The sequence below is a fragment of the uncultured Gimesia sp. genome, from assembly GCF_937910335.1.
GTDB lineage: Bacteria > Planctomycetota > Planctomycetia > Planctomycetales > Planctomycetaceae > Gimesia.
Genome location: NZ_CALEMX010000398.1, coordinates 1 through 8,998 on the forward strand (window position 1 = coordinate 1; position 8,998 = coordinate 8,998).

General features: G+C 47.2%; 7 protein-coding genes. 1 reads left to right on the forward strand and 6 read right to left on the reverse strand.

Annotation, left to right across the window (positions count from 1 at the left end):
- A partial coding sequence (locus Q0668_RS15705; RefSeq protein WP_298866361.1) for a fatty acid desaturase occupies positions 1–987 on the forward strand: 987 nt, incomplete at its 5' end.
- A 59-nt stretch (positions 988–1,046) separates the two neighbouring features.
- Here Q0668_RS15705 and gcvT read toward each other — a convergent pair.
- The 6 genes from gcvT to Q0668_RS15735 form a co-directional block, all read right to left on the reverse strand.
- A complete protein-coding gene (gene gcvT / locus Q0668_RS15710) occupies positions 1,047–2,144 on the reverse strand; it encodes a glycine cleavage system aminomethyltransferase GcvT (protein ID WP_298866363.1) in 1,098 nt (365 codons plus the stop codon).
- A gap of 197 nt (positions 2,145–2,341) precedes the next feature.
- The gene (locus Q0668_RS15715) at positions 2,342–3,103 is read right to left on the reverse strand and encodes a succinate dehydrogenase/fumarate reductase iron-sulfur subunit (protein WP_298866365.1); all 762 of its coding nucleotides are present in this window, start codon (positions 3,101–3,103) and stop codon (positions 2,342–2,344) included.
- Positions 3,103–5,034, reverse strand: coding sequence for a fumarate reductase/succinate dehydrogenase flavoprotein subunit (locus tag Q0668_RS15720; protein WP_298866367.1), 1,932 nt, complete (start codon positions 5,032–5,034; stop codon positions 3,103–3,105). Before Q0668_RS15720 ends, Q0668_RS15715 begins: the two co-directional genes overlap by 1 nt.
- A 75-nt stretch (positions 5,035–5,109) precedes the next feature.
- Entirely contained in the window at positions 5,110–5,853 is a 744-nt protein-coding gene (locus tag Q0668_RS15725) for a succinate dehydrogenase cytochrome b subunit (RefSeq protein WP_298866369.1), read from the reverse strand.
- Between the two features lie 382 nt (positions 5,854–6,235).
- Entirely contained in the window at positions 6,236–8,545 is a 2,310-nt protein-coding gene (gene rnr, locus Q0668_RS15730) for a ribonuclease R (protein WP_298866370.1), read from the reverse strand.
- Between the two features lie 4 nt (positions 8,546–8,549).
- Positions 8,550–8,998: HD domain-containing protein (locus Q0668_RS15735; RefSeq protein ID WP_298866372.1), on the reverse strand; the 449-nt coding region annotated here is incomplete at its 5' end.

Here is an 8,998-nt window from a genome sequence, read left to right on the forward strand (position 1 = left end):
ATTCCCCGGTTTTTATTCTTACCGATGGGACTTGTGGGACTTTGGTGCCTGGCGGTTTACTGGCCATCGAATGCCATTGGCTGGCAAATTCTCTGGACACTCTTCACCTCTTATTGTCTGTTCTGCTGGACCAGTTGCTTCCACGAATGCTCACACCACACTCTTTCTGGCTCAAAAAATGCCAGCATCTGGCTGGGACGCATACTCGGAACTGCGATGTTTGTCCCATACACAATCTATCGCGAAAGCCATATTCGTCATCACGCCTACTTGAATAAACCGAGTGACTGGGAGCTATGGCCTTATTCAGACCCGAATACTTCGCTAGGTTTTCGCAGAGTTTTTATCTGGTTTGACCTTCTTATGGGCCTGTTTATGGCACCCTTCATTTATGGCCGTATTTTCTGGAACAAAGAGACGCCGATCAAAGACCCCAAACTAAGATCTGCCATTCGGTATGAATATGCTTTTATGGTCTTCTTCTGGGGATCGGTTATTGGGACTTGTGCTTACTTTGGTATGATCTGGGACTTAGTACGCGTCTGGTTTCTGCCTCATTATCTGGCTGGAATTTATCAAAACACCCGTAAGTTTACCGAACACCTGGGAATGAGCAGCTACGATCCCATGCTGGGAACACGCACTGTCGTCGGCTCCAATTTCATCACTAAATGGTGCACCTATTTTAATTTTGATATCTTCGTACATGGTCCACACCACCGTCATCCCAGAATCGCACACAATTTGCTGCTTCAAAAAATGGATGACTACCAGGAGCAAAACCCGGACCTTAAATATCCGGTCTTTACAAGCTACTGGGGTGCCATCATCGACATGGCTCCGTCCTTTATCAAGACACCAGGGGTCGGAATGAATGCAGGCGCTCCAGCACCTGCGAAAGAGAAAAAACAGATCGACAACTTCGTGCAGGATGTTGCTAAGGAAGTCCTCGCTGATACTGATCATGTCAGTCACAAAGCCAACTAACGCGTTCGAGAAGATTACCCTGTTGAGTCTCAAAATTGCTGAATCTCGAAATAGCGTTATCAACGCTCGCGTTTATAGAATGGAAGCGTGGCGACTTTCACAGCAATTCGTTTGCCCCGAATGTCGGCTTCCAGTATCTGACCCGGCTCTGCAAATGAAGCGTCGACATAAGCCATTCCAATCGGCATATCAAGCGTAGGCGAAAACGATCCCGACGTGACGGCTCCCATCTGCTGATCCCCCTCATACAGCAGGCAGCCTTCACGGGCAGCTCGCTTGCCCTCCATTGTAAATCCCACGCGGACTTTCCGGTCTTCGCGTGCTTTCGCTGCAATCAATGATTCCTTCCCAATAAAATCAGTGCCTTGTAATTTGACAGCGAAATTCAGACCAGCGGTAAACGGATCGGTTTGCTCATCCAACTCATGCCCATAAAGGGGCATCGCTGCTTCCAGCCTTAAAGTATCTCGACAGCCTAAACCTGCCGCAATTAACCCGGCTGACTCACCTTCGGAAATCAAACGTTCCCAAAGCAGCATCCCCTGAGATTGATCAAGCACCACTTCAAAACCATCTTCGCCGGTATAGCCAGTCCGACTGACAAGCGCATCCACACCCAATACCTGAGTTTCTAAGCCGAAATAATATTTAATCTCACTCAGATCTGCCTCTGCCAGTGGATTCAAAATGCCCAGTGATTCCGGCCCCTGTAAAGCCAGCATAAATTTTTCACTCGTCAGATCTTCAATCTGAACATCAAATCCCTGTCGTTGTTTCTCAATCCAATCCACAATCTTTAACCGGTTGGATGCATTGACCACCAGCATATAAAAATCGGTGAAACGATAAACAAGCACATCATCCAGAATTCCCCCTGATTCATTCGTAACCAGAGAATACCGAATCTGCCCCGGCTTGAGCGATTCCACATTGTTCGTCAGCAACGTATCCAAAAATCGACACGCATCGGGGCCTGTAAAAAACAGCCGACCCATATGAGCGATATCAAATAAACCTGCTGATTTTCGCACGGCATGATGCTCGGCGGTGATGTTGGAATACAAAAGGGGCATTTCCCAACCCGCAAAATCAACCATGCGACCGCCATGATCAACATGCCATTGATGACAGGCAGTATATAACATTGAATCAGACACGTAATTTCTCTCTTATCATCTGGTGAATGGCAAACTATTTTCTGGATACAATATAAGACTGCTCCATTGTGGAAGTTCACGTTCAATCACGCAATCATCAAGCAATGAGAATCTAAAAAATCCAAAACTCTCCGCGCAAAAAAAAGCGAAGTTCCCCATCAGGAAACCTCGCAATATTGGGAAACGAGTAAACTCGATTATTCTTTGGAGCAAAGCTGGGCACGCAGAAACTCTCGGTTCAAACGGGCGATATTCGAAACGGAAATTTCGGCAGGACAGGCAGCCTGACATTCCTCAGTATTCGTACAATTTCCGAACCCTTCCAGATCCATCTGAGCCACCATACTCTGCACCCGGGAATCCCGTTCCGGTTTGCCTTGAGGCAGTGTGGATAAATGCGAAACTTTCGCCGAAACAAACAGCATTGCTGATGCATTTTTACAGGCGGCAACACAGGCACCACAGCCAATGCAGGCAGCAGCATCCATCGCGGTTTCTTGAACCGGCGCGGGAATCGGTACCGAGTTGGCATCCGGGGCACTGCCGGTATTCGCTGAAATAAACCCACCTTCCTGGATAATACGATCGAAGGCACTGCGATCAACGACTAAATCACGAAGGACCGGAAATGCCCTGGCGCGCCAGGGTTCGACTACTATCGTATCACCGTTCTTAAATCGCCGCATATGCAACTGGCAGGTGGTCGTTCCAGAATCGGGGCCATGCGCCTGACCATTGATCATCAGGCTGCACATGCCACAAATTCCTTCACGGCAATCATGGTCAAAGGCGACCATTTCTTCGCCTTTTTCATTCAACTGCTCATTCAGAACATCCAACATTTCCAGAAACGACATGTGAGTGGAAATCTCGGTTAGCTTGTATTCGACATAACGACCTGAAGCATCAGGTCCAGGCTGTCGCCATACTTTGAGCGTCAGATCCAGAGTCTCGCTCATTATTTATAACTCCTCGTAGCCAGAGGTACTTCGATAAATTCTAATTGCTCACGATGTTCAACAGGCTCATTTCCGACCCCGGTGAACTCCCAGGCCGAAACATGACTGAAATTTTCGTCATCACGTAATGCTTCGTTGTCTTTTGTCTGATGTTCTTCGCGGAAATGACCACCGCAAGATTCTTCTCGTACCAGCGCGTCACGTACCATCAACTCACCAAATTCCAGGAAGTCAGCCAGGCGGCCCGCATGTTCGAGATTCTGATTAAGTTGCTCACCCTGCCCGAGCACTTTGATGCTGGACCAGAACTCATCTCGCAGGTCACTAATTTTACCCATCGCCAATTCCAGCCCCTGGCTTTCACGAGACATTCCACAATGATCCCAGAGAATATGTCCTAATTCCCGGTGAATACTGTCAGAAGAACGCGTACCCTGAACACCTAGAATTTTGGAATTTCGATCCTGTGCATTAGCCATTGCTTCTGTAAAGGCTTCGTCGTCTGTCGAGACATCAGGCAAATTTTGCGAGCCAAGAAAGTTACTCGTCGTATAAGGGGCTACAAAATAGCCGTCTGCAAGCCCCTGCATCAGAGCGGATGCTCCCAATCGGTTCGCACCATGATCTGAGAAATTCGCTTCACCCAGAACAAACAGACCCGGAATCGAACTTTGCAATTGATAATCGACCCAGAGCCCTCCCATAGTATAATGCACGGCTGGATAAATTCTCATCGGAACCTGATAAGGGTCTTCCCCCGTAATTTTTGCATACATGTGGAACAGATTACCATATTTTGCTTCTATAGCATGCCTTCCATCGCGGGCAATGGCATCGCGAAAATCAAGAAATACAGCCTGTTGAGTTGAACCCACACCATAGCCTGCATCGCAACGTTCCTTAGCTGCCCGAGAGGCGACGTCACGAGGTACCAGATTTCCAAACGCAGGATAACGGCGCTCCAGGTAATAATCACGTTCGGCATCGGGAATCTGGTTCCCTCGCCTTTGATCGCCTTGCCCACCAGGCACCCAAACGCGACCATCGTTTCGCAAGCTTTCGCTCATCAGAGTCAGCTTAGACTGATAATCGCCACTGACGGGAATGCAGGTAGGATGAATCTGAGTGTAACAGGGATTCGCAAAGTAAGCACCCCGTTTATGACAACGCCAGGCAGCCGTTACATTGGAACCTTTTGCATTCGTGGAAAGATAAAAGGCGCTTGAGTAGCCTCCCGTGCAGAGCAATACGCAATCTGCAGAATATTTTTCAAACTCGCCAGTGATCAAATTCCTGACAATGATCCCACGCGCGACACCATCGACGACAACCAGATCCAGCATTTCCCGACGTGGAAATAACTTGACACGTCCCGTACCCACTTGTCGCATCAATGCGCTGTAAGCACCCAGCAGTAACTGCTGCCCGGTCTGACCGCGTGCATAGAAGGTACGAGAAACTTGCGCGCCACCAAACGAACGGTTTGATAGTAATCCGCCATAATCGCGGGCAAATGGAACACCCTGAGCCGTACATTGATCAATAATATTATTGCTGACCTGAGCCAGTCGATGCACGTTCGCTTCACGGCTGCGATAATCGCCACCTTTAACGGTATCGTAGAAGAGCCGCCAGACACTATCACCATCGTTGGGATAGTTTTTCGCTGCATTAATCCCCCCTTGAGCGGCAATACTGTGCGCCCGCCGCGGGGAATCTTGAAAACAGAACGATTCGACCTGATAACCCAATTCTGCCAGAGAGGCAGCAGCGGAAGCACCTGCCAGACCGGTTCCGACAACGATGATTTTTTTCTTCCGTTTATTTGCCGGATTGACCAGCTTCATTTCCTGCTTGCAGCGATCCCATTTCTCAGCCATGGGGCCATCAGGAACACGAGAATTAAAAACCGTATTAGCCGTATCGGCCATGATATCAACCTTCAAAACGAAATCAGTTGAACTGTGAAATAATCTCTGACAACAAACACATTCACGATGATATTTTCAACGTATAAAAAATCCCCAGAGGGGTAAGCTGACAAATCCAACGGCAATCACTAGTGCAAATATGATCGCGAGTTTTTTAATCAAGGGAGTGTACTTGGGATGATTCAAACCCAATGACTGAAACGCGCTCGAAAACCCATGCGATAAATGAAAACCGAGAACAATCGTTCCTACAATATAAATAGGAGCGCTGATGTAGCTACCAAGAACATCAACGATAATGCCGTACGGTTTCTTACCATCGTAATCAACAGTCGGATTGAGCTGCAATTTCATATCAATCATGTGCCAGACTAAAAAACCCAGAATGATCGACCCCGATAAAAACATCCAGCCACTGGTATTTCCCATCGGTGTTTGGCTGAACACAGACGGCTTTTCCTCAATCTTACTCTGGGGCTCCTGATAGCTGATATGTCGCGCACGCTCATTATCTCGTGTTAACTTAAATGCGAGTGCCATGTGTGCAAACAAGAGCAGAAACAACCCGGTCTCTGCAACGGGGAGAAGCATCATGCTATGCAACTTATCAGCATACCCATTATAAGCGTCTGCACCCACGTAAACCAGCAGATTACCCGCCAAATGCACTACCAGAAAGCCACACAGTAAAAGGCCCGTAATACCCATCACGAACTTTTGACCAATGGATGAGGATAGTAGAGTCATTATCCATTTTGTGGCGGACTTACCGCCTGTTGACGGAGATGATTGCTGTTTTTCAGCCAATTTTGTCACCATATTCAAGCTCTCGCCCGGTTACCCGGAGGAGATCCAGTGAATCGAAATGTGATATTAACTTTTTCCCGAGAGACAATGCTTAGCCCCTCATCGTGTATTTATTTAGTATCCGAGAGAGAATCAATCGACTAATTGATGCCACCATAAGTTATTATATTTCTCCACCCTCGAACATCAATCTTCACTCAATTAGAAAGTGAACCCCATTTAAAAATATCGGACATTTTACTCTGATTCAGAACAATACTTCCTGTTTCAATGGATCACAAATACTCCATTGCACAGGTTTGATACTATAGGAAGCACACTCTCACTCGACTAGCAGTATTATTTAATATCGGACAGTTCGAAAACCATCTACGCTTCTCATTTCTAATTACGATTATTTTCTCTTTTTCTTTTTATCGCGCAGAGATTTTGCCTTGCGACTCTTCTTCTTTTTTTCGTTTGACTTGGCTTTTGGCGCAGACTTGGTCGACTTCTTCCCCTGATAGGTTGGTTTCTCAGTTGGTTTCTCAGTTGGTTTCTCGGTAGAAGACTTCTTTGCTTTGGAGGAATGAGGCAGACGAAAATCCAGCTCCCGACGATCAAGGTCAATCTTTTCCACTTCGACTGTCAGGTAATCCCCAATTCGATACTCCTGTCCGGTTCGCTCGCCAACAATGCTGAATTTGGCAACTTCCTGTCGAAAATAGTCATGTTTTCCCAGTCGGCTGATATGCAACAGTCCCTCAACCGGAACATCCGTCCCTCTGCAAAAGAGGCCAAAGGTTTCGACTCCGGTAATCATCGTCTGAAGAGTTTTGATATCGTTGTCGATCATCCACGTCAGCAGTTTTACTTTGGTTAATTCTCGTTCTGCAGATTCTGCACGTCGTTCGCGCAGGGAAAGTTCTTTTCCCAGTTGCCTCAAACCCTGTGGGCTTTGCCCTTTTCCCTTATCCGGTCGCTCCAGAATTTCATCAATCATTCGATGAATTGTTAGATCGGGGTAACGCCTGATGGGACTGGTAAAATGGCAATAATGATCGACCGCCAATGCATAATGGCCGAGCTCTTCATCAGTATACTCGGCCTGCTTCAAGCTGCGCAATAATGCATAATTGATAGCCTGTTCCACGGGTGTCCCGTGTACTTCCTCTACTATTTTTTGCAGATCCTTACGGCTTTGTGCCTTTTTAAGCGTATATCCCAAGGCATTTACGAATTCGGCAAATGCTAACTGCCGAGGTGCTTCCGGTGAGGGATGCACGCGCCTCAAAAAACGCAACCCCCGGTCATTAAAAGCTTCTGCCACAGCGATGTTTGCCGCCAGCATAAATTCTTCAATGATCTGATGACTTTCATCATGCTCACGTTCAACTGCCCCGCTGACTCGATGTTTGTCATCAAATGTGAGTTTGACTTCGGAAATGTGTAATTCTAATGCACCTGACGAAAATCGGCGGCCGCGGAGAATCATTGCCAGATGATGCATGTTTTTCAGCAAATCACGAACATGACCAGAAACTTGAGCACCTTCCTGATCACGCCCCTCAACAAGAGGCATCACTTGCTCATAAGAAAATCGCTGTGTCACTTTGATTGCAGAATTGACGAATTCCGTATGAACCGGAATTCCTTCTGCAGTGAATTCGATAAAGGCAGACTTGGTAAAACGGACCTGACCTTCCTGCAGACTTGCCAGTCCGTTAGAAACAATCTCAGGTATCATCGGAATCACACGACCAGGTAAATAGACGCTGGTTCCACGACTTTTGGCTTCGCGATCGAGGACCGAACCCTCTTTTACAAAATGAGCCACGTCTGCAATATGCACACCCAGCAACCAGTGGCCTTTTTCTGTTCGACTCAAAGAAATGGCATCATCAAAGTCGCGCGCATCGACCGGATCGATCGTCACGATGGTCTCTTTGGTCAAATCCCGACGGTTGCCCAGTTTTTTCTCGTCAAACAAACTGGCCTGCTCGCGTGCTTCTTCGAGAACTTCTTCCGGGAATTCCAGTGGAATCCCAAACTCGTAAATGATGGAAAGCAGATCAACACCCGGTTTCCCATGCGGACCCAGTACTTTGGAAATCACACCTCGACCAAGATAGTTTTTCGATGGAAAGTGCAAAATGTCAATGACTACTTTATCTTCAGGGCTAACTCCTTTTGCCCCCGGATCTCCCACATGAATAGGCGAATTGAAGATCTTGCCATCCACATGGACGTAACCCTCGCCCTGGGTTTCAAAATACGTTCCAACAAAAGTCGTCGATGCGCGCTCAATAATCTCCACAACACGACCGCAAAGCTGTCCACCACTGCGGCGGCGATTGATCACCGTCGCATACACTTCATCGCCCGTCTGGGCGTCTCCCAAGTCACGTTCTGAAATATAGAGATCTCCGGCATGACGCTGGTCATGCGCAATCTCATCAGGTTTATGGTGGGGAATGAGATAGCCGGCACCCGAGTTGGTTTTCTTAATCATCCCGGCAATCCAGGACTCTTTTTTAACAGGGCGAATCAAGCCGGAATCCGATATCAGGATATCCTTTCTGCTACGCAGATTTTGCATCGCCTGCTCAAATTCTGAGGACGATGATTTGGAACCTCCCACTTTTTTCAACAGCGATTTTTCACGCACAGGCGTATAACCGGGCCTGGTTACATACTCGAGAATTGTCTTCTCAAAATCGGGCATCACCTTAATCCTCGGTCATTCCCTTAAATAATTTTCGTTGCAAGCGAGGCGAATATGGTGTCCAACTTGATGTGGAATTCAGATCGTCATCGATGAACCGCGCGAATTCATTGACTTTGGCATCCAGATTATCGAGATGATGTAAAGCAATTGCCTCTGGTGTCATCGGCAAGCGGGCACTACCAAATTCATAGGTACCATGATGGCTGACAATCATGTGTTTCAAACGTAGTTCGGCATCTCGCGGAAACGATTCTCCTGTCATCTCCTGATAGGCGTTGATCTTTTCAGTCAACATCTCAACACCAATAATCAAGTGACCTAATAACTGGCCTTCATCTGTATAAATGAATTCGTTCTCGTAACCCAGTTCGCGGACTTTTCCTATGTCATGCAAAAAGACTCCCGCCAGTAACAAACTCGTATCAACCTTCGGATATAAATCGGTCAAAC